This window comes from Curtobacterium sp. AB7 (assembly GCF_044909335.1).
Lineage (GTDB): Bacteria > Actinomycetota > Actinomycetes > Actinomycetales > Microbacteriaceae > Curtobacterium.
Genome location: NZ_JBIYED010000005.1, coordinates 264736 through 286564, shown reverse-complemented (window position 1 = coordinate 286564; position 21829 = coordinate 264736). Strand labels below are relative to the sequence as shown.

The 21829-nt window shown below is 71.4% G+C and carries 17 protein-coding genes; 12 read left to right on the top strand and 5 right to left on the bottom strand.

Going from position 1 to position 21829, the window contains the following annotated elements:
• The first annotated feature begins 37 nt into the window (after window positions 1–37).
• The 7 genes from ABH929_RS13050 to ABH929_RS13020 all read left to right on the top strand — a co-directional run bounded on the left by ABH929_RS13050 (window position 38) and on the right by ABH929_RS13020 (window position 8921).
• Entirely contained in the window at window positions 38–1114 is a 1077-nt protein-coding gene (locus ABH929_RS13050; protein WP_404561540.1) for an ABC transporter ATP-binding protein, read from the top strand.
• Entirely contained in the window at window positions 1111–2709 is a 1599-nt protein-coding gene (locus tag ABH929_RS13045) for an inositol monophosphatase family protein (RefSeq protein ID WP_404561539.1), read from the top strand. Before ABH929_RS13050 ends, ABH929_RS13045 begins: the two co-directional genes overlap by 4 nt.
• A 471-nt stretch (window positions 2710–3180) precedes the next feature.
• Window positions 3181–4002: a hypothetical protein gene (locus tag ABH929_RS13040; RefSeq protein WP_404561538.1), complete on the top strand. Its 822-nt coding sequence runs from the start codon at window positions 3181–3183 to the stop codon at window positions 4000–4002.
• 57 nt (window positions 4003–4059) lie between these two features.
• Window positions 4060–5061, top strand: coding sequence for an ATP-binding cassette domain-containing protein (locus tag ABH929_RS13035; protein WP_404561537.1), 1002 nt, complete (start codon window positions 4060–4062; stop codon window positions 5059–5061).
• Window positions 5058–5906 carry an ABC transporter permease gene (locus ABH929_RS13030; RefSeq protein WP_404561536.1) on the top strand — a complete coding sequence of 283 codons (849 nt, stop codon included), beginning with the start codon at window positions 5058–5060 and terminating at the stop codon, window positions 5904–5906. Before ABH929_RS13035 ends, ABH929_RS13030 begins: the two co-directional genes overlap by 4 nt.
• Window positions 5907–6054: 148 nt before the next feature.
• Window positions 6055–7956 (top strand): amino acid transporter, encoded by a 1902-nt coding sequence (locus ABH929_RS13025; RefSeq protein WP_240347702.1) that lies wholly within the window; start codon window positions 6055–6057, stop codon window positions 7954–7956.
• Window positions 7953–8921 carry a DMT family transporter gene (locus tag ABH929_RS13020; RefSeq protein ID WP_404561535.1) on the top strand — a complete coding sequence of 323 codons (969 nt, stop codon included), beginning with the start codon at window positions 7953–7955 and terminating at the stop codon, window positions 8919–8921. The genes ABH929_RS13025 and ABH929_RS13020 overlap by 4 nt, the downstream gene beginning before the upstream one ends.
• 35 nt (window positions 8922–8956) lie before the next feature.
• On the opposite strand, the gene ABH929_RS13015 is transcribed toward ABH929_RS13020, so the two are convergent.
• Entirely contained in the window at window positions 8957–10642 is a 1686-nt protein-coding gene (locus ABH929_RS13015) for a long-chain-fatty-acid--CoA ligase (protein WP_263092202.1), read from the bottom strand.
• A gap of 96 nt (window positions 10643–10738) precedes the next feature.
• On the opposite strand from ABH929_RS13015, the gene ABH929_RS13010 reads away from it, so the two are divergent.
• On the top strand, window positions 10739–11662 hold the full coding sequence (locus ABH929_RS13010) for an oxygenase MpaB family protein (protein WP_404561534.1): 924 nt from the start codon (window positions 10739–10741) through the stop codon (window positions 11660–11662).
• 206 nt (window positions 11663–11868) lie between these two features.
• On the opposite strand, the gene ABH929_RS13005 is transcribed toward ABH929_RS13010, so the two are convergent.
• From ABH929_RS13005 to ABH929_RS12990, 4 genes are all read right to left on the bottom strand, one after another.
• On the bottom strand, window positions 11869–12795 hold the full coding sequence (locus ABH929_RS13005; RefSeq protein ID WP_263092209.1) for an aldo/keto reductase: 927 nt from the start codon (window positions 12793–12795) through the stop codon (window positions 11869–11871).
• 146 nt (window positions 12796–12941) lie between these two features.
• Entirely contained in the window at window positions 12942–13508 is a 567-nt protein-coding gene (locus ABH929_RS13000) for a TIGR03086 family metal-binding protein (protein ID WP_404561533.1), read from the bottom strand.
• A 540-nt stretch (window positions 13509–14048) separates the two neighbouring features.
• Window positions 14049–14609 (bottom strand): YceI family protein, encoded by a 561-nt coding sequence (locus ABH929_RS12995; RefSeq protein ID WP_123340768.1) that lies wholly within the window; start codon window positions 14607–14609, stop codon window positions 14049–14051.
• Between the two features lie 109 nt (window positions 14610–14718).
• On the bottom strand, window positions 14719–15651 hold the full coding sequence (locus tag ABH929_RS12990) for a hypothetical protein (protein WP_404561532.1): 933 nt from the start codon (window positions 15649–15651) through the stop codon (window positions 14719–14721).
• A gap of 636 nt (window positions 15652–16287) precedes the next feature.
• Here ABH929_RS12990 and ABH929_RS12985 point away from each other — a divergent pair.
• The 4 genes from ABH929_RS12985 (at window position 16288) to ABH929_RS12970 (ending at window position 21533) form a co-directional block, all read left to right on the top strand.
• Window positions 16288–17292 (top strand): aldo/keto reductase family protein, encoded by a 1005-nt coding sequence (locus ABH929_RS12985; protein WP_123341141.1) that lies wholly within the window; start codon window positions 16288–16290, stop codon window positions 17290–17292.
• A gap of 235 nt (window positions 17293–17527) precedes the next feature.
• The gene (locus ABH929_RS12980; RefSeq protein ID WP_404561531.1) at window positions 17528–18028 is read left to right on the top strand and encodes a GtrA family protein; all 501 of its coding nucleotides are present in this window, start codon (window positions 17528–17530) and stop codon (window positions 18026–18028) included.
• Complete coding sequence (locus ABH929_RS12975; protein ID WP_404561530.1) at window positions 18025–19548, top strand: glycosyltransferase; 1524 nt, start codon at window positions 18025–18027, stop codon at window positions 19546–19548. The genes ABH929_RS12980 and ABH929_RS12975 overlap by 4 nt, the downstream gene beginning before the upstream one ends.
• Window positions 19545–21533 (top strand): ArnT family glycosyltransferase, encoded by a 1989-nt coding sequence (locus tag ABH929_RS12970; RefSeq protein ID WP_404561529.1) that lies wholly within the window; start codon window positions 19545–19547, stop codon window positions 21531–21533. Before ABH929_RS12975 ends, ABH929_RS12970 begins: the two co-directional genes overlap by 4 nt.
• Window positions 21534–21829 lie beyond the last annotated feature (296 nt).

Sequence of the window (21829 nt, the reverse complement as noted above, 5' to 3'; positions counted from 1 at the left end):
GACACCGATGACCACCACCAGCACGAAAGGCGACCAGATGACGGACACGACCCTCGTCGCGGAACGCACCACGGGCCTCCCGACCGACGGCAGCACGACCGACCGGGCCCGCACCGGCGGACTCACCATCCGCGGACTGCGCAAGACGCTCGGCGGACGCGACGTGGTCGCGGGCATCGACCTCGACGTCGCCAAGGGCGAGCTCGTCTCGCTGCTCGGCCCGTCCGGGTGCGGCAAGACGACCACGCTCCGGATGGTGGCGGGGTTCCTGCCCGCCGACGGCGGCGTCGTGACGATGGGGGACCGCGACGTCACGTCGACCGGTCCGGAGCGTCGGCCGAGCGCGATGGTGTTCCAGAACTACGCGCTGTGGCCGCACATGACGGTGACGCAGAACGTGGCGTTCCCGCTGTGGACCCGACGCGTGCCGAAGCAGCGGGTGGCGGAGCGGGTGCGCGAGGCGCTCGAACTCGTCGGCCTGAGCCACCACGCAGGATCGAAGCCGACGGCGATCTCGGGCGGTGAGCAGCAGCGGGTCGCCCTGGCGCGGGCGATCGTGCAGGAGCCCGACGTGCTGCTCCTCGACGAGCCGCTCTCGAACCTCGACGCGAAGCTCCGGGTGAGCGTCCGCGACGAGATCCGGCGCATCCAGCAGCGCCTCGGCATCACGACCGTCATCGTGACGCACGACCAGGACGAAGCGCTCAGCATCTCGGACCGGATCGCCGTCATGCACGACGGCCGGATCGAGCAGATCGCGACACCGACCGAGCTGTACGCCCGCCCCGCCACCGGGTTCGTCGCGTCGTTCATCGGGTCGACGAGCCCCGTCACCGGCCGGTTCCTGGCTGGCACGTCGGTCAGCCCCACCGTCGCGGACACGGTCCTGATCCGACCCGAGCAGGTCGTGCTCACCGACGACTCGCCGATCCGTGCGACCGTCGCCCGCGTGCTGATGCGCGGGCACTTCGCCGAGGTGGTGCTGGCCGCCGACGGCGCCGAGCTCCGCGCGTTCGTCACCGGAGCACCCCCGATGGTCGGCACCGAGACCGGGGTCCGCCTCGGCGAGGTGCTCGTGTACCGCGACGGCGCGCTGCTCGAGGGCACCCGATGAGTGCCCCGGTGTCGGCGCCCGCCGACCAGGTGGTCGCCACCAGCCCGACCGGGAGGCCCGGCGTGCGTCCGCCACGGCTCGTCGCCCACCGCGGTGCGCCGCGCGTCCGGCGCGAGAACACCCTGCCCGCCATCGCGGTCGCCGAGGCGCTCGGCGCCGAGGTCATCGAGGTCGACGTCCGTCGCACGGCCGACGACGTGGCCGTCCTGCTGCACGACGAGACCCTCGGCCGGATGTGGGGCGACGCCCGACGGGTGTCCGACGTCGCCTGGTGCGACGTCGCCCGGCTCGGCAACGGCCTCGACCGGATCCCGCGGCTCGACGCCGCCCTCGAACGGCTCGACGGCTGCCACTCGGTGCTGCTGGTCGACCTGACGGACGCGGCCGACGGACTCGTCGCCGCCCGGACCGTCGCGGGGTCCACCGCGTCCACCACCGTGGCGTGGTGCGGAGCGCCAGCGGCCATGGCGGCGGTCCGTTCGGTGCTGCCCGACGCCGACGTCTGGCTCGCGTGGGAGTCGCTCGACCCGCCCACTCCGGCCGACCTCGAGGCGTTGACCCCCTCGACCCTGAACCTCGACATCGCGTTCCTCACCCCGCGCACGATCGAGGCCGCGCACGCCCTGGGGTTGCGGGTCGCCGTCTGGACCGTCGACGAGGCCGAACCGGCGCTCTGGGCGGCACGGCTCGGCGTCGACTCGATCACCACGAACGACGTCGGCGCGATCGGTGCCGCGCTGTCGTCGGCGGAACGGGACGGCTGGCCGGAACGGGACCGCGAACCGACCGAGACCGAGGTCGCCTCGCGCGCCCAGGCCCTGGCGCACCGCATCGCGCACGAGGTCATCGCCTTCACCCGCGAGCACCCCGTCAGCGAGGTGCGGACCAAGGCGAACCCCGCGGACCTCGTCACCGATGTCGACCGTCTGGTGGAGCAGCACGTCCGCTCCCGCGTGCGGATGGCGTTCCCGACGCACGGGTTCACCGGCGAGGAGTACGGCGAGGCCCCCGGCGACCGGCACCGCTGGTTCCTCGACCCCGTCGACGGCACCACGAACCTGGCGAACGGCGTGCCCTGGACCTCGATGTCGCTCTGCCTGACCCGCGGTGGCCGCCCGCTCGTCGGCGTCGTGGCCGACCCGTGGCGGGGCGAGGTCCTCGAGGCGCGGCGCGGACGCGGTGCCACCCTGCGCGACCGTCCGCTGCAGCTGGACGACACCCCGCGACCGCTCGCCGGGGCGGTCGTCGGCACGGAGCTCGACGGGCACCGGCCGTGGCCCGGGTTCGGTGCGTTCCTCGACGCCCTGGCCGACCGGTCGTGCACGCTGCGGGTGCAGGGCTCCGGCACGCTGACCATCGCGCAGGTCGCGGCCGGCCGGGGGATCGGCGGGTGCGTGTCGGCGTTCAACCCGGTCGACCACGGTGCCGCCGTGCTGCTCGTGCACGAGGCCGGCGGTATCGTGCTGACCCGCTCCGGCCCGGTCGAGGGCTTCCCACCCGTGGGCGAACCGTTCCTGGTGGCGCACCCCGGGGCCGCCGACGAGCTGCAGGCGGTGTGGATGGCCGCGCTCGCCGCGGGCACGGGCGTGCGCTGAGCCGGCGCTGCGCGCTGGCGCTGGCGCTGCCGCTGGCGTGCGCTGGCGCTGGCGTGCGCGGTGCGCGGCCGGCGCACGGTGCGGGGCTTGCGTTCTGGTGCGGGGTTGGCCGCTGGGTGCGGCGCTGCAAGCGCGCACGGTGCTGCCGACCCGGCACGGGTCGTGCAGGTGCGCACGGTGCGGACTGGAGGCGCGGGTCGGGTCGGGTACGGGCCTCCCGTCGGGTGGGTGGTGCGCACGGTGCGGGGTCTGCGTTCTGGTGCGGGGTTGGCCGCTGGGTGCGGTGCTGTAGGCGCGCACGGTGCTGCCGACCCGGCACGGGTCGTGCAGGTGCGCACGGTGCGCCCGCGGGCGAGGCGGCGCACGGCTGACTCTGAGCGGGCGCTCAGTCAGCGGCCGACCCCGCTCCATAAGGTGGCAGACCACGGCCGGTCCGACCGGATCGCCCGTGCACCCGAAGGAGCATCGACCATGGGATTCCTCGACCGCCTGCTCGGACGTCCGGACCGCGACCGCACCGGTGACGCGCAGCAGTACGACGCGCAGCAGAACCAGTGGGGGCAGCCGCAGCAACCGCAGCAGCAGGGCTACCGGTACGGCCAGCAGTCGTACCACCAGCCCGCCCCGACGGGGGTGCCGGCCGGGCAGCAGCAGGGCGGCCAGTACGGCGTGCCGCAGTGGGGCGGAGCACCCGCGCAGCAGCGGGGCGCGACGACCGACGACGAGCGCGCGGTGGAGCGGTACCGCTACCTGCTCCGCACGGCGCCGCCCGAGCGCATCGAAGAGGTGCACGCCGAGGCGTTCGCCAAGCTGACCGACGAGCAGCGCCGGATGGTCTACGACGAGTTCACCCGCACGGCGCCTCCCGGCGAGGCCCCTCGTGGCGACGACCCCCGCTCGCTCGCGCAGTCGGCGACGCGGTCCGAGATCCGCCAGCCGGGCTTCATGGAGCGCTCGCTCGGTGGCGTCGGCGGTGGTGGCCGCCTCGGCGGGCAGCGCGGCGGACCGTCGTTCGGCAGCATGATCGGTGCCTCGATCCTCGGCACCGTGGCCGGCTACGTCATCGGTTCGGCGATCATGAGCGCCTTCCTGCCGGACCCCGGATCGTTCGATGGCGGTACTGACGCTGCGGGCGACGGTGGTTCGGAGGACACTGGAGCCGACTCCGGTGACGGCGGTGCGTCCGACGGTGGCGCATCCGACGGCGGCGGGTTCGAGAGCGCGGGCTGGGACGACGGCGGATCCGACTTCGGCGGTGGCTCCAGTGACTTCGGTGGTGACTTCGGCATCTGAGTGACGTCCGTCGCTCCACCGGACCCCGGTACCCACCGTGTCCGACGAAGGAGCGACATGGCCATCATCGAAGCCTCCGGGCTGACCAAGACCTACCGGTCGAAGTCCGGACCGGTGCACGCACTGGCCGGACTCGACCTGTCCGTGCCCCAGGGCACCGTGAAGGCGCTGCTCGGGCCGAACGGTGCGGGCAAGACCACGACCGTGAAGGTGCTCACCACCCTCATCACCCCGGACTCCGGGACGGCCACGATCGACGGCATCGACGTGATCGCCGATCCGCAGGCCACCCGGCGGTCCATCGGGGTGTCCGGGCAGTACGCCGCGGTCGACGAGAACCTGACCGGCTTCGAGAACCTCGAGATGATCGGGCGGCTCTACCACCTGGGCCGGAAGACGTCGCGGGAGCGTGCCCGTGAGCTCATCGACGTGTTCGACCTGGCCGAGGCGGGGGACCGCCCGGTGAAGGGCTTCTCCGGCGGCATGCGGCGACGGATCGACCTCGCCGGTGCCCTCGTGATGAACCCGCGCGTGCTGTTCCTCGACGAGCCGACCACGGGCCTCGACCCCCGCAGCCGGCTCGCGCTCTGGGGCATCGTCGAGGACCTGGTGGCCCAGGGCGCCACGGTCCTGCTCACCACGCAGTACCTCGAAGAGGCCGACCGGCTCGCCGACGACATCGCGGTCATCGACGACGGCCGGGTGATCGCCGAGGGCACAGCCGACCACCTCAAGGCGCAGGTCGGCGGCCACCGGGTCGTCGTGACCCTCGTGGACGAGACCGACGGTGACGCCGTGACGACCGTCCTGCGGCGCTACGGCGTCGGCGACGTCGAGGCCTCGGGCGACGGCCGCACCCACGCCATCGCGGTCGAGGCCGGCCCCACCGCGCTGCAACGGGTGCTCGCCGACCTCGGCGACGCCGGCATCGAGCTGCACGACGCAGGCATGCGCCGACCGACCCTCGACGACGTGTTCCTGCGGCTCACCGGCCACGCCGCGACGGAGGACGAGGCCGACGGAGCCGCTGCCCCCAAGCAGAAGGAGACGACCCGATGACCGCCACCACCATCGCGCCGGGTCGGCAGCTGCCCGTCGTCGTCACCTCGCCGGTCGCCATCTGGTTCGAGGACGGCTGGACCGTCAGCAAACGGAACCTCATCAAGATCAAGCGGTCGCCGGACATGCTCGTGTTCGCGGTGCTGCAGCCCATCATGTTCGTCCTGCTCTTCAGCCAGGTCTACGGCGGCGCGATCGCGGTCGAGGGCACCGACTACACGCAGTTCCTGATGGCGGGGATCTTCGCGCAGACCGTCGTCTTCGGGGCGACCTTCTCGGGGTCGGCGATGGCGCAGGACCTGAAGGAAGGCCTGATCGACCGGTTCCGCACGCTGCCGATGTCGGCGTCCGCGGTGCTCGTCGGCCGGACCAACTCCGACCTCGTGCTCAACTCGATCTCGATGGCGATCATGATGCTCACCGGGCTGGTCGTCGGGTGGCGGGTGAACTCGTCGCCGCTCGAGTTCCTGGCCGGAATCGCCCTGCTGCTGCTGTTCAGCTACGCGTTCAGCTGGGTGATGGCGCTGCTCGGGATGAGCGTGAAGACGCCGGAGGTCATCAACAACGCCTCGTTCATGATCCTGTTCCCGCTGACGTTCATCTCGAACGCGTTCGTGCCGAGCGGCACGCTGCCCCTGGTGCTGCGGGTGTTCGCGGAGTGGAACCCGGTGTCGTCGCTCGTGCAGGCGGCCCGCGAGCTGTTCGGCAACGTCGGGTCGGCGCCGGTGCCGGACATCTGGACGATGCAGCACCCGATCGTGACGGTGCTGATCGGGATCGCCGTGATGCTCGTCGTGTTCGTGCCGTGGGCGGTCAACAAGTACACCCGCATCAGCGCGAAGTAGCTTTCGTCCACAGGGGCCGTCCGGGTGCGCGCGTGCGTCACCCGGACGGCTTAGCATCGTCCACGTGACCGCGACAGACGCCGAGCGGGCCGCCCAGCGCGACGCCACGGAGCCACCCCTCGACCGCAGCACCCGACTGCGTCGCTGGATGCTGCAGGGCGCCCACCAAGGGGCATCCCACCAGGGTCCGCACCAGGTCGAGGTCGAGAAGACCCACCCGTGGTGGCGCGTCATGTGCCTGACCGGCGTCGACTACTTCTCGACCCTCGGGTACCAGCCGGCGATCGCGGCGCTCGCCGCCGGCCTGCTGTCGCCGATCGCCACGATCGTGCTCGTGCTCGTCACGCTGTTCGGCGCACTGCCGGTGTACCGCCGGGTCGCGAGCGACAGCTTCCGCGGTGCCGGGTCGATCATGATGCTCGAGAAGCTGCTGCCGTGGTGGGCCGGCAAGCTCCTGGTGCTCGTCCTGCTCGGGTTCGCCGTCACCGACTTCATGATCACGATGACGCTGTCGGCGGCGGACGCCACAGCGCACATCGCCGAGAACCCGTACACGCCGCACTGGTTCACGGAGATCCCCGTCCCGCTCACGCTCGCGCTGCTGCTCTTGCTCGGCGTGGTGTTCCTCCGCGGGTTCAAGGAGGCGATCGGCATCGCGGTCGGACTCGTCGCGGTGTTCCTCGCGCTGAACGCCGTCGTGGTGGTGGTCGCGCTCTGGCACGTCTTCGAGCACCCGATGGTCGCCAGCGACTGGTGGTCGGGGCTCACCGCGCAGCACAGCAACCCCCTCGTCATGGTCGGCATCGCGCTCGTCGTGTTCCCGAAGCTGGCGCTCGGCCTGTCCGGGTTCGAGACCGGCGTCGCGGTGATGCCGCAGGTGCGCGGTGACGCGTCCGACGACACGAGCGCCCGGCCCGAGGGACGGATCCGCGGCACGAAGCGGCTCCTGACCGTCGCGGCCGTGATCATGAGCTCGTTCCTCATCACCTCGTCGATCGCGACGACGTTCCTCATCCCGCAGCACGAGTTCCAGCCGGGCGGCGGTGCGAACGGGCGGGCCCTGGCCTTCCTGGCGCACCAGTACCTCGGCGGGGTGTTCGGGTCGATCTACGACTTCTCGACCGTCGCGATCCTGTGGTTCGCCGGCGCGAGCGCGATGGCCGGCCTGCTCAACCTGGTGCCGCGGTTCCTGCCCCGCTACGGCATGGCGCCGCAGTGGGCGCGGGCGACCCGGCCGCTCGTCATCATCTTCACGCTCATCGCCTTCCTGATCACGATCGTGTTCCGCGCGAACGTCGACGCCCAGGGTGGGGCGTACGCCACGGGCGTGCTCGTCCTGATCACGAGCGCCGCGGTCGCGGTCACCCTGTCGGCCCGTCGCCGACAGCAGAAGAAGCGCACCATAGCGTTCGGCGTCATCTCGGTCGTGTTCGTCTACACCACGGTCGCGAACGTCATCGAGCGGCCCGACGGCGTCCGGATCGCGGCGATCTTCATCGTCGCCATCGTCGTGGTGTCGCTCATCTCGCGGGTGCGCCGGTCGTTCGAGCTCCGCGCGTCGTCGATCGAGCTGGACGCCACGGCCCGGCAGTTCGTCGAGGCCGACGCCGACCAGTTCAGCTCGGTCTGCATCATCGCGAACGAGCCGGGTGCCGGCACCGCCGAGGCGTACCGGGCGAAGGGGCGCGAGGAACGACGCGACTCCGGCATCCCGGCGCGCGTCCCGACGATGTTCCTCGAGGTGCTGCCCGCCGACTCGTCCGACTTCGAAGAGGACCTGCTGGTCGAGGGGCACGTCGTGCACGGACACCGTGTGCTCCGGGTCCGGTCCGGCAACGTGCCGAACACCATCGCCTCGACCCTGCTCGCGATCCGCGACACCGCCGGGGTCGTCCCGAGCATCTACTTCGAGTGGAACGAGGGCAGCCCGATCCGGAACGCCCTGCGGTTCGTGTTCACCGGCGCCGGTGACGTCGCGCCCGTCACGCGCGAGGTCCTGCGCGAAGCCGAGCCCGACGTCCACCGCCGCCCGTCCATCCACGTCTCGTGACGGGTCCCGCCAGCGCGCGCCGGGTCCCGACGCCTGCCGGCGGGCTCGCTGCGGTGGTCGTCGCCGCCGTGGTCTGGGGGACCACCGGCACCGCGACCCACTTCGCCCCGGGCGTCCCCGCCTTCGTCTTCGGCGCCGTCACGTTCGGGATCGGTGGCCTCGTGCTCGCCGCCGTCGCCGGACGCGGCACCGTCCGCGCCGTCGCCGAGCGCCGAACACGGGGGTGGGCACTGCTCGGTGCGGCGGCGCTCGTCGTCTACGCGGTCGCCTTCTACGCAGCCCTCGCCGACGCGGGCGTCGCCCTCGGCACCACCATCGCCATCGGGTCGTCACCCGTGTTCGCGGGGCTCGTCGAGTGGGTGTCGGACAGGAGGCCCGTCACCGGCAGGTGGATCGTCGCCACGCTGGTGAGCGTGGCCGGCATGGTCGTCGTGACCCTGGCGCGGTCAGAGCACGGCGGCGGCGGTGGTGCGCTCGCGTTCGGTATCGCCAGTGCCCTGCTCGCTGGACTCACCTACGCGCTGTACTCGTGGGCGGTGGCACGGGGACTGCACGCGGCGGCCGGGGCGGTGTCGGTGCCCGGCGGGCCCGGGATCGAAGCCGTCGCGGCGGGACTGCCGAACGGCCGGGGGCTCGTCGGCGCCGTGTTCGGCATCGCTGCCGTGCCGCTCGTCGTCCTCGTGGTCGTCGTCGGCGCACCGTCCCTCGCCGAGGGCGGCAACTGGCCGGTGTTCCTGTACCTGGCCCTGGTGCCCACGGTCCTCGGGCACTCGCTGTACGCCGTGGGGTTGCGGTCCGTCGGTGCCTCGGTCGCGACCCTGGTGTCGTTGCTCGAGCCCGTGGTCGCGGCGGTGCTCGCCGTGCTCGTCGTCGGGGAGCACCTCGGTACGACGGGGTGGGTCGGCATCGCGCTCGTGGTGGCCGGGCTCGCCGTGCTCGCGGTGCCGGGGCGACGCCTGCGCTGACCTGCGTCGTCGGCCGCCGCGGACGCTGACGCGCGTCAGTCGTCGGCGAGGATCTGGTCCCGCACCTTCCGCCGCAGCACCTTGCCGATCATCGAGCGCGGCAGGTCCTCGACCACGACGACCCGACGCGGCACCTTGTACGCCGCCAGCTGGTCACGCGCCCACGCCCGCAGCGCCGCGGCGTCGAACGAGGACGGGTCCTTCGGCACGACGGCGGCGACGACCTGCTCGTTGCCGCCCTGCGTGATGCCGACGACCGCGACCTCCTTGACGCTCGGGTGCTTGAGCAGGGCGTCCTCGACCTCGGACGGCGACACGTTGAAGCCGCCCGTGATGATGAGCTCCTTGAGCCTGTCGACGATCCGGACGTAGCCGTCGGCGCCGATGGCCACGATGTCGCCGGTGCGGAACCAGCCGTCGGGGGTGAAGACCTCGTCCGTGGCCTCGGCCTTGCCCCAGTAGCCGCGGAACACCTGCGGCCCGCGGACCTGCAGCTCGCCGGGTTCGTCGACGCCGAGCACCTTCGTGCTGTCGTCGGGGTCGACCACGCGGGCCTCGGTGGAGGACAACGGCAGACCGATGGAGCCGAGGCGACGCTCCGGGGACACCGGGTTGGCCATCAGCACGGGGGAGCACTCGGACAGCCCGTAGCCCTCGACCAGGTACCCGCCGGTCCGTGCCTCCCACGGTTCGACGATGTCCTGCGACAGCGGCATGGCGCCCGAGATGCCGATCTCGATGCCCTCGAGCGAGACCTTCGCCGAGTCAGCGGCGTGCTGCAGTCGGGCGTAGATCGGCGGGACGGCCGGCAGGAACGTCGGCGGGTGCTTCTTGATCGCGGTGAGCACGAGCGCCGGGTCGAACGTCGGGAACAGCACGAGCCGCGAGGCCATGCTCATCGCGAAGGTCAGGCACAGCGTGAGGCCGTACGCGTGGAACATCGGCAGCACCGCGTACACGACGTTGTCGCCCCGACGGATCTGCGGCACCCAGGCGCGGGCCTGTGCGGCGTTCGCCAGCAGGTTCCGGTGCGTCAGCACGGCACCCTTCGGCGTGCCGGTGGTGCCCGAGGTGTACTGGATCAGGGCGACGTCGTCCGTCGACGGTCGCGGGTGGCGCTTCGACAGCTTGCGGGTGCCGACCAGGTCGTCCCACTTCGTCGTGCCGCGCACCGAGGTGGTGAGCTTCGCGCGGGACTCACGGGCCTTCGCCACCGGCAGGGCCAGGGCGAGCCGGGTGGCGCGGGGCATCGCTCGGGTCAGGTCGACCGACACGATCGCGTCGAGCGCCACGTCGGCGGGGAAGTCCTGCAGCGTCGCGACGGACTTGTCCCAGGCGATCGCGACCTTCGCGCCGTGGTCCTCGAACTGGTGGCGGAGCTCGCGCGGCGTGTACAGCGGGTTGTGCTCGACCACGATCGCGCCGAGGCGCAGGACCGCGTAGAACGCCACGATGTGCTGCGGGCAGTTCGGCAGCACGATCGCGACCCGGTCGCCGGCGCCGACGCCGAGCTTGCGGAGCCCGTTCGCCGCGCGGAGGATCTGCTCCTGCAGGTCGGCGTAGCTGGTGGTCCGCTTGAAGAACTCGAGCGCGACCCTGCCCGGGAACCGTCGCGCAGATTCCTCGACCAGGTCGATCAGGGAACCGTGCTGTTCCTCGATGTCGTGCGGGACCCCCGGGGCGTACGAGGCAAGCCAGGGACGAGGCGTGTCGATGCTCACGCGTCCCAACCTAGCGGGCCACCCCCGCGCCCGCTGGGAGGCGTCGGGGTGCACGAAGCCGAGCGCGCTCCCAGGGGGCGGACGGACGATGACGCCATGCCCTCCGTCTCCGATGCCTTCCGCTCCCGCCTCAACGACACGTTCACCGGTGGGGCGACGAGCAAGCCGGAGTGGATCGACGAACTCGAGGACGGCACCGACGCCGGCTTCTTCGGCCCCGGTTCCGCGACGTGGGCGGTGCACGGCGGCAAGCAGACGATCGTCGCCGGGGTCCGCGCACTCCTCGTCCAGGCCCTGCACCCCGGAGCCCTCGCCGGCGTCGCCGACCACTCCCGCTACCGCGAGGACCCGTTCGGCCGACTCGCCGGCACCATCCGGTGGATCTACACGGTCTCGCGCGGCGACACCGCGACCGCCCGCGGAGCGAGCGAGTGGGTGCTGCGCCTGCACGAGCGGGTTCGCGGCCAGTACGTCGACGGCCACGGCATCGCACGCGACTACGCGGCGAACGACCCCGACCTGGCCCGCTGGGTGCACCTCGCCTTCACCGACGCGTTCCTCCGGGCCGCGCAGCGCTGGGGCGGCCCGATCCCCGGCGGTGCCGACGCCTACGTCCGCGAGTGGGCGACCGCCGGCCGGCTCATGCGCGTCGAGGACGCCCCGGAGTCCGAGGCCGAGCTCCGCGCCCAGATGGACGGGTACCTCGACCGCGGCGAACTCGCGGTCACGGCCCGCACCCGCGACGTCGTCAAGTTCATCAGGAACCCGCCGCTCGCGCTGATGCTGCGGCCCGGCTACCAGGCGCTGTTCCAGGGGGCCGTCTCGACGCTCGACCCCCGCCACCGCTCGATGCTCGGCCTGCGGGCCCCCGCGATCGGGCCCGTCGAACTGCCCGTCGGCCGGGCGACCGGACTCGTGCTCGACGGGATCGGTGGGGTGCTCGGCAACCAGACGGGCACCGAGCGCGCTGCGCTCGTGCGCATCGCCCGCCTCGAACGCGAACGCGGCGCTGTCGCCTGACCGACCCGGCCCGTCAGGAGACGGAAGACGCCGTCGTCACGTCGAGACGCCGCCGGATCCGGCGGCGTCTCGACGCCGGAGCGGCGTCGCGCGGGCACGGCGGCGTGTGCTGAGCCGACGGCGTGCCACGTGTCGTGGACGTGACCGGAGACGGACGGGAGGCCCGTGGCCAGCTGGCCACGGGCCTCCCGTCTGCTTGTCGTACGTCAGAAACCGGACGGCACCCGGGGCGTGTACGCGGACTCGAGTCGCGTCACCTCGTCGTCGGTGAGCGTGATCGCGGCGGCCGCGACCGCGTCGTCGATGTGGTGCTCCTTCGTCGCACCGACGATCGGCGCGCTCACCGCGGGCTTGCCCGCGACCCAGGCGAGGGCGATCTGCGCCATGCTCACGCCGCGTTCGTTCGCGATCGCCTCGACGGCTCCCACGATCGCGCGGTTCGCGTCCTCGTCCTGGCGGTAGAGCGTCTTGCCGAACTCGTCGGTGCTCGCGCGTGACCCGGAGCCGTCGGCGTCCCACGGCCGGGTGACCTTGCCGCGGGCGAGGGGGCTCCACGGGATCACGCCGACGCCGGTCGCGTGCGCGAAGGGGTGCATCTCGCGTTCTTCCTCGCGTTCGAGCAGGTTGTACTGGTCCTGCATGCTGACGAAGCGGGTCCAACCGTGCAGGTCGGCGACGTGCTGCATCTGCGCGAACTGCCACGTCCACATGCTGCTCGCGCCGAGGTAGCGGGCCTTGCCGGCCTTGACGACGTCGTGCAGCGCCTCCATCGTCTCCTCGATCGGCGTCACCGGGTCGAAGCGGTGGATCTGGTACAGGTCGACGTAGTCGGTGCCGAGCCGGGTCAGCGAGGCGTCGATCTCGTGCATGATCGCGGCTCGGGAGAGCCCTGCGCCGTTCCGACCGGGGCGCATCCGGTTGAACACCTTGGTGAGGACCTGGACGTCCTCGCGTGGGGCGAGCTCCTTGAGGAGCGTGCCGGTGATCTCCTCGCTGGAGCCGTCGGAGTACACGTTCGCCGTGTCGAAGGTGGTGATGCCGGCGTCGAACGCGCGACGGACGAAGGGGCGGGCCTCGTCGATGCCGACGCTCCACGCGTGCGAGCCGCGGTCGGGGGCGCCGTAGGACATCATGCCGAGGATCACGGTGCTGATCTCGAGGCCCGAGGCGCCGAGGCGGGTGGTGTCCGTCGTCGCTGCGGTGCTCGGGGCTGCGTTGCTCGGTGCGGCGTTGCTCGGGGCTTCGTTGCTCGGTGCGGCGTTGCTCGGTGCTGCGTTCGTCATGCGCTCACCTTGGCATCGCGGCCTGTGACGGCGAGCAGGCGGACCTGGAGTGGGGCGTCCTCGTCGACGTCGACCGGCGCGGCGTACAGACCGGTGGCGGCGAGGTCCTCGATCTGCGGTTCGAAGTACTCCCACACCGCCTGCACGAGCTCGTCCGGCAGGGACTCGTCCGTGCCGGTCGCCCGCGCCAGGTCCCACGTGTGGATCGTGATGTCGCTGGTCTGCTCGGTGAGGTACTGGCCAGCCGGCACGACGTCGGTGCTGAGGTGCACGGGGGTGTCCTGCGGGGCGTTCCGCCAGGCATCGGTCGCCGCGGTCGCGAAGCGCTGCCACTCGGACACGAGGTCGTCGCCGATGGACTCGAGGTCGGCCTCGGCCTGGGCGTGGTCGCACCCGGTGAGGAGCTTCGGGATCCAGCGCTGCTCGTCCACCACGTGGGTGACGAGGTCGCGGGTGGTCCACTCGGAGTCGGGCGTGGCGGCGTCCCAGTCCGTCACGGCGGCGACGCGGCGGCCGAACTCGGCTGCCGCGAGGGCCTGCATCGCGATCCAGTCGGTGGCCATGGTGGTGCTCCTGTTCGTCGGGCTGGAGTGCGGTGCTTCGCGTGTGGTGCGTGTGGTGCGTTTCGTGCGTGTCGTTGTAACTCGGAGGCTGGTGTGCGGATTCCCGTGCCTTGCGGGCGTGCCCCCGTCCGCTGCCCAACGCTACGCCGAGGAGCCCGGCCGAGCGGGCGAAATGCCGCAGTCGTGCGCGTGCTCACCCGACGATTCCGCCCGTTCACGCCCGCGCGGGGATCGGTGCGCACTGCGCTCGCTGGGACCGGAGGGGCGTGCCGACGCGTGGTCCCTGAGCGAGCGGGCGAAATGCCGGGGTCGAGTACGAGATGAGGCCGGTATTTCGCCCGTTCGCCCGGTTGCGCACGCGATGGAGCACCCGCTCGGGCCGCAGCGGCGGGTGGCGGGCGGCGGGTGGCGGGCACGCGCGGCCGCCCGAAGCCCGGCGGGGACGACGAACGCCCCGGCTCCGTGGGGAGCCGGGGCGCGTGTCTCGGGTTCGGGTGGTGCTGTTCGGTGCCCTCAGTCAGGCAGCGAGACCGAAGGGGCTCAGGCCGCCTGGAGCACGAACTGGACGTCGAGGTTGATCGTCACGTCGTTGCCGAGGGTGAACCCACCGGCCTCGAGCGCTGCGTTCCAGTTCACGCCGAACTCGGTGCGGTCGATCTTCGTGGACGCCTCGGCGCCGAACTTGACCTGGCCGTAGCCGTCGGTCGTGAAGCCACCGAGCTCGGCCTTGAGAACGACGGGCTTGGTGACGCCGCGCAGGGTCAGGTCGCCAGCGATGTGCAGGTCGTCGCCCTTGGCCTCGATGCTCGTCGAGCGGAAGGTGAGCTGCGGGTGCTCCTCGGTGAGGAAGAAGTCGCTCGTCTTCAGGTGCTGGTCGCGCTGCTCCTGGCCGGTGTTGATCGACGCGACGTCGATGTTCGCCTCGACGGTCGACTCGAGGGGGTTCTCGGCGGTGACGACGGTTGCGTCGAACGTCTCGAACTTGCCCTTGACCTTGCTGATCGCGAGGTGGCGGACCGAGAAGGTGACCTCGGAGTGGGTGGGGTCGATCTTCCAGGTGCCGGTCTGGTAGCCGGGGATGGTGGTGGCGGTGAGCGTCATGGTGGTCCTTCTTCCGAACGAGAGTCTGTGGTGCGACGCGATCCATGCGCCTGCATCAACCTGATACTACGCCAGTGTGCACCCTTTTGGTTGAAGCGTCAACCATTGTTCACTGAAGCGTCGCGAAGCGGTGGTCGTGCGGTGCGCGGAACCCGGCGTGCAGGAGGCGTCTCACACGCTGTACGAACCGATCGACACCTCGGCCCACGTCTTCCGCAGTGGCCCGGACCAACCACCAGTCCACGTCCTTCAAGTACTCACCGCGGGTGAGGTCCTTCCGGAAGGTGGCCGGGTCGGTGCGGTGGAGATCACTCTCGTACTCGATCGCCACCCGTGCTGCGGGGTAGGCGAGGTCCACGCATGCGATCCACCTGCCGTCCACGATCACGTCGTGGTTCAGGGTGGGTTCCGGGAGTCCACGGCGGACGAGGGCCAGCCGTGCCCTGGTCTCACCTGGGGAGCGTGAGCCCGGTCTGATCTCCACGAGAGCCTGGCGCAGCTTCACGACGCCCCGGAGCCCGCGCCGCCGGTCGACGGCCTGGATGAGCTCGTCGAGCGTCGCCCATCCGAGCCACCCGACGAGGGCGTCACCCGCGATGATCAGTTCGTCGAGCGTCAACATCGTGCTCAGGGCGACGAACGTGTCCGCCGGGGCCGTCAGGCGCACACCTCGGCTGTTGGTCGCACTGACCCTGCCGTGGTGGGCGCGGTGTCCGACGGCGCCACGGACACGGAGCGCCTGATCGACCCCGATCGTCGTGACGTGGAGCCGCGGTGTGCCCTCGAACCGGCGGGGAAGTGGGATGCCGAGGATCGCGGCGGCCGTGACGTGGCTGAACACCTGGTCGGGGCGCAGTCGAGGAGCCAGTGACCGGGCGCGTTCGTCGACGGTTCGTGGCGGAACCGCGGATCGGATGCCGTGGAACGGGCGGACGAGGTCACGTGCCTCGAGGCGGCCGCGGGACACCCCTCGATGCAGTGCGTCACGGACGCGGAACGAGGCGTCCCGCAGCACCAACGGGAGTCGTCGTCTGGCGGTCATCTCCACATCGTGGAGCCGAGCGGGCGCGACGGTGGTGAGTCGCGCCTCCAGTGTGGACGGCCCACGATCCTGGAGCCCCTGTGGAGGAGTCGCGCCGGGGCCGAGCGGGCGAAACACCGGCGTCCTGCTGCGTGGCGACCGCGGCATTTCGCCCGCTCGCGGGGGCGCCCGCCTCCGCGGACGCCCGCTCGCGGGGCGCCCGCCTCCGCGGGCCCCGCCCGTCAGTGCAGCGGGCGGGACCGCGAGGGCGGCGTCAGCTCGTCGGGCTCCGCGAGGTACCCGCGGTCCCGACATCGACGACGACGCGAGCGGGCGTATTGCCAGGGTGCCGCCGTCGGGCACGCCGGCATTTCGCCCGCTCGCGGGACCCACGTTCGCGGGACTGACGTTCGCGGGACCCACGTTCGCGGGACTGACGTTCGCGGGACCCACGTTCGCGGGACTGACGTTCGCGGGACCCACGTTCGCGGGACCCGCGCTCGCGGCGGCCGACCGCACCGCACGCCCACCCACCCGCGCCCGCGGCGGCCGACCGCGCACCGCACACCGCACGCCCACCCCCACCGCGCCACGCGGCGGGCGGCAGGCACTCGCGGGGCCCCTCACGTGTCGGCGGGCTCCAGTAGCGTCGGGACCATGGAATTCAGGTACCTGGGCAACTCCGGACTCAAGATCTCCGAGATCACCTACGGCAACTGGCTGACGCACGGCTCGCAGGTCGAGAACGACGTCGCCTCCCAGTGCGTGCGGGCAGCGCTCGACGCCGGCATCACCACGTTCGACACCGCGGACACGTACGCCAACACCGCCGCCGAGACCGTCCTCGGCGAAGCACTCAAGGGTGAGCGGCGTGCGGGGCTCGAGGTCTTCACGAAGGTCTACTGGCCCACCGGCCCCAAGCAGCACAACGACGTCGGCCTCAGCCGCAAGCACATCACGGAGTCGATCAACGGCTCGCTGACCCGCCTGCAGACCGACTACGTCGACCTCTACCAGGCGCACCGCTACGACCACGAGACCCCCCTCGAAGAGACCATGCAGGCCTTCGCGGACGTCGTCCGCCAGGGCAAGGCGCTCTACATCGGCGTCAGCGAGTGGAACGCCGAGCAGATCCGCGCCGGCGCAGCGCTCGCGAAGGAGCTCGGCTTCCAGCTCATCTCGAACCAGCCCCAGTACTCGATGCTGTGGCGGGTCATCGAGGGCGAGGTCGTCCCCGCCTCGAAGCAGCTCGGCCTGTCGCAGATCGTCTGGTCGCCCATCGCGCAGGGCGTGCTGACCGGCAAGTACAAGCCGGGTCAGCCGTTGCCCGAGGGCTCGCGTGCCACGGACGAGAAGGGCGGTGCCGACATGATCAAGCGGTTCATGCGCGACGAGGTCCTCGAAGCCGTGCAGCGCCTGCAGCCCGTCGCCGACCAGGCCGGCCTCACCCTCGCGCAGCTCGCGATCGCGTGGACCCTGCAGAACGACAACGTCGCCAGCGCCATCGTCGGTGCCTCGCGTCCGGAGCAGGTCACGGACAACGTCAAGGCAGCGGGCGTCACGCTCGACGCCGACGCGCTCGCCGCCATCGACGAGGCACTGGGTGACCTCCCGGAGCGCGACGCGGCCAAGACCGTGTCCCCGGCGCAGCGTCCCGCCTGAGACGCGACCCACCATCGGACGGGAGGCCCGTGGCGACGCCGCCACGGGCCTCCCGTCCGCTCTGCTGGCCGCCTGCACAGACCGGTCCGGTCTGCACAGACCGGCCGTCGGTACCCCGTGTGAACAGCACGTGTCGTGGAACTGGCAGACGCCTGGGTAAGCCTGTACCCCACCCAAACCACGATCCGGTTACCCCCGAATCGGGGGCATGACCCGAACTGATACCCCCGTTCTGGTGTCACCCGACACCGGTGCGGTGCCGACCGTGCGACCCGGCACGGTTTCGCGCCTGCTCGCCACCGCGAGGCAACTCGCGTCGTTCGGCACGATCGGTGCCGTCTGCTTCGTCATCGATCTGGGCATCTACAACCTGCTGCGCGCCACCGTCATGCCCGACGGTCCCATCGCCGCGAAGATCGTGTCGGCCGTCGTGTCGACCGCCGTGGCGTGGATCGGCAACCGCTTCATCACGTTCCGTGCCGAGCGCCAGACCGGCCGCCGCGAGACCGTGCGCGAGGGGCTGCTCTTCGCTGCCACCAACCTGATCGGGCTCGGCATCGCCGCGGCCTGCCTGTTCGTCTCGCACTACGTCCTCGGGTTCACCTCGACCCTCGCCGACAACGTCGCCGGCAACGGCGTCGGCCTCGTGCTCGGAACCGCTTTCCGGTTCGCCGCGTACAAGGCCCTCGTCTTCCGTTCCACCGATGCTCGTCGCACGAAGGGGCTCGCCGCATGACCATCTCCGCCACGCTGCTGACGGCCGCAGGGCCGCTGCTCCAGCCGAACGAGGGAACCGCTCCGTCGAGCGTCCCGAACCGAGGGACCACCGACGTCCCGACCGGAGGCTCCGGTGCCGTCCAGCAAGCCGCGTGGTCGCTGGGCGAGTGGATCGGCTACTCCGCCCTCATCGCGATCTCCGTACTGCTCACGATCGTCGCGTTGACGACGCTCTGGTGGATGTTGCACGCGTGGCGCTCGCGGGACGCGCTGAAGTCGACGAGCTTCAGCCAGACACCGCGCCCGGCCGCGCACCGCTTCACCCTGCTGGTGCCCGGACGGCACGAGCAAGAGGTCATGGGCCAGACGCTCGACATGCTCGCGAAGCAGGATCACCCCGACTTCGAGATCATCGCGATCGTCGGCGAGGACGACCCGGAGACGGACGCCGTCGTCCGCGCCGCCGCAGCCCGCCACCCCGAGCTGATCCGGGTGGTCGTCGACGACACCCTGCCGAAGAACAAGCCGAAGGCGATGAACCTGGCGCTGCAGTACGCGACCGGTGACGTCGTCGGCGTGTTCGACGCCGAGGACGAGGTCTACCCGCACCTGCTCACCCTGGTGGACTCGCGGTTCCAGGAGACCGGCGCCGACGTCGTGCAGGGCGGCGTGCAGCTGATGAACTTCAAGTCCAGCTGGTGGTCGCTCCGGAACGTCCTGGAGTACTACTTCTGGTTCCGCTCGCGCCTGCACTTCCACGCCGGATCGAAGTTCATCCCGCTCGGCGGCAACACCGTCTTCGTGACGAAGGAACGCCTCGACTGGTCGAACGGCTGGGACGCGCACTGCCTCGCCGAGGACTGCGAGCTCGGTGTCCGCCTGTCCGCCGACGGCGCGAAGGTCGTCGTCGCCTACAGCCCCGAGGCCGTCACCCGCGAGGAGACCCCGCCGACCTTCGCCTCGCTGCTCAAGCAGCGGACGCGGTGGAACCAGGGCTTCCTGCAGGTGCTCGGCAAGGGGGAGTGGAAGAAGCTGCCGTCGTTCCGTCAGCGCTTCTTCGCCCGGTACATGCTGACCATGCCGTTCATCCAGGCGGCCACCGGTCTGCTCATCCCGCTCAGCGTCCTGATGATCCTGTTCGTCAAGGTGCCGACGGCGATCGCCCTGGTGTCGTTCATCCCGGTGGCACCGACGCTCATGCTGCTGGCCGTCGAGGTCGTCGGCCTCAACGAGTTCGGTCGCATCTACAAGGAGAAGGTCCGGTTCCGCGACTACGTGAAGCTCGTGCTCGGTCTCGTGCCGTACCAGGTCTTCCTCGCCGCAGCAGCCGTCCGAGCCGTGGTCCGCCACGCCAAGGGTCAGAACGGCTGGGAGAAGACGGAGCACACGGGCCAGCACCGGAACGCCGAGCAGCCCGCCGAGGTCGTCGGCTTCGCGTCGGAGTTGACCGGGTCCGCGGGCGCGACGTCGTCGTCTTCGTCTTCGTCTTCGTCTTCCGAGCGTGAGTTCGCCGGTACGACCACTGGAGGGACCCGATGACCGCCAGCATCACCAACACCACCGGTATCCCCATCCGCGGGGCCGTCGCCGGCGACCGCACCGGCATCGGCGCCTGGTTCCGCCGGCACGCCGCGAGCCTGACGTGGCTGCTGCCCGTCGTCGCCGTCACCGTCATCGTGCAGGCCTGGAACATGTCCGGCACCCCGCAGCGGATCGACGACGAGGGCACGTACACGGCGCAGGCCTGGGCGATCATGCACCTCGGTGAGATCACGCACTACACGTACTGGTACGACCACCCGCCGCTCGGCTGGATCCAGATCGCCGGCTACACCGGTCTGACCGGGGCGTTCGCGCGCTACCCGTTCGCCGTCGAGGCCGGACGCGAGGCGATGGTCTTCTTCTCCGCCGTCTCGAGCATCCTGCTGTTCGTCCTGGCCCGCCGCCTCGGTGCCGGCCGGATCACCGCTGCCGCGGCCGGACTCGTCTTCGCGCTGTCGCCGCTCGCCCTGCAGTACCACCGCACGGTCTACATCGACAACGTCGCGACGCCGTGGCTGCTCGCCGCGTTCGTCCTCGTGCTGAGCCGTCGTCAGCAGCTCGCCGGGTTCGCCGGAGCCGCTGCGTGCCTCGGCATCGCGGTGCTCTCCAAGGAGACGTACCTGCTCGCCCTGCCGTTCCTCATGTGGATGGCGATCCGTCGAGCCGACAAGAGCACCCGCCGGTACACGCTGAGCGTCGCCGGGGCCGTCCTGGTCATCATCGGCGGCGGGTACCTGCTGCTCGCCGCGGTCAAGGGCGAGCTGCTGCCGAGCAGCGGTCGGGTCAGCCTGTTCGAGGGCATCACCTACCAGCTCGGCTCGCGCTCGGCATCGGGATCGCTGTTCGACCCGGGCAGCCTGGCAAACGCCGCCGCGTCGCAGTGGTGGGCGCTCGACCCGGTGTTCATCGTGCTCGGCTCGGCCGCTGCGGTCGTCGGGCTCTTCCTGCGCCGGGTCCGTCCGATCGCCGCGATGCTCGTCTTCCTGCTCGCGATGATGTTCCGCCCGAACGGGTACCTGCCGGTGCCGTACGTCATCATGCTCATCCCGTTCGCCGCCCTGCTGGTCGCCTACACGGCCGAGCGTGCCGTCCTGGCGATCGCCGGTCGGGTCCGCACCCGTACCCGCCTCGGCGCCGGGACCCGTCGTGGTCTCGGCATCACCTGGGCCGTCACCACCGCGGTCGCACTCGTCGTGGCGGTGCCGCTCTGGGGAACACAGCTGCGCGGCTTCGTCCTGGGCAACCTCGACCTGCCGATGCAGCAGGCCGAGCAGTGGGTCGGGGACAACGTCTCGAAGTCCTCCCGACTGCTGGTGGACGACGCCATGTGGGTCGACCTCGTCGAGGACGGCTTCGCCCGGAACAACGTGGTCTGGTACTACAAGCTCGACACCGACGGAGCCGTGGAGCGCCAGTCGCCCAACGGGTGGAAGGACTCGGACTACGTCATCACGACGGACTCCATGCGGACCGGCGGCAACTCGTCGTCCGACGTCCGCCAGGCGATCGAGAACTCGACGGCCGTCGCGACCTTCGGGTCCGGTGACCAGCAGGTCGAGGTCCGACGCATCCACGCCGAGGGATCGACGGCCGCACAGGCCGCGATCACCCGGGCCAGCGATCTGCGGAAGACCATGGGCACCGAGCTGGCGTCGAACCCGGCGCTCCGGGCCGACGACGGCACCAAGTCGCAGTTCCGTGCGGGTCAGGTCGACTCGCGAGCGATGATCGCGCTCGGCCAGGTGCTCGCCGACCAGGACGTCCGCGTCGACCGGTTCACGCCGCTCACGGGCGAGACCGGGCAGCCGTTCCGCACCGCCGTCCTGCACACGAGTGACGCTGTCTCGGCGGAGCGCGTGGCCGCCACCCTCGAGGCGATGTCCGATTCGTTCCGGCCGGCGTCGGTCGAGCGTGAGGGCGAACGCCTCACCGTCATGTACACCCCGGCGGACCCGACCACGACCGCGACGAGCGCCTCGTGACCCGCCGCCCTGCCGCCCCGTCCGCCGAGCGGATCGCCGAGCGGGCGAAATGCCCGGGTGCTCCGGACGCCGGCCCCGGCATTTCGCCCGCTCGCGGGGCCGCTCGCACCACCCGCACACGCGGGATCGCCGAGCGGGCGAAATGCCCGGGTGCTCCGGGCGCCGACCCCGGCATTTCGCCCGCTCGCGGGGCCGCTCGCGGGGCGGTTCGCGGGAACGCCCGCAGCGACGCCCCCAGGAACGCCCGCAGCACCACCGCACAGAACTCGACCAGCACCACGACCCGAAGGAGCACG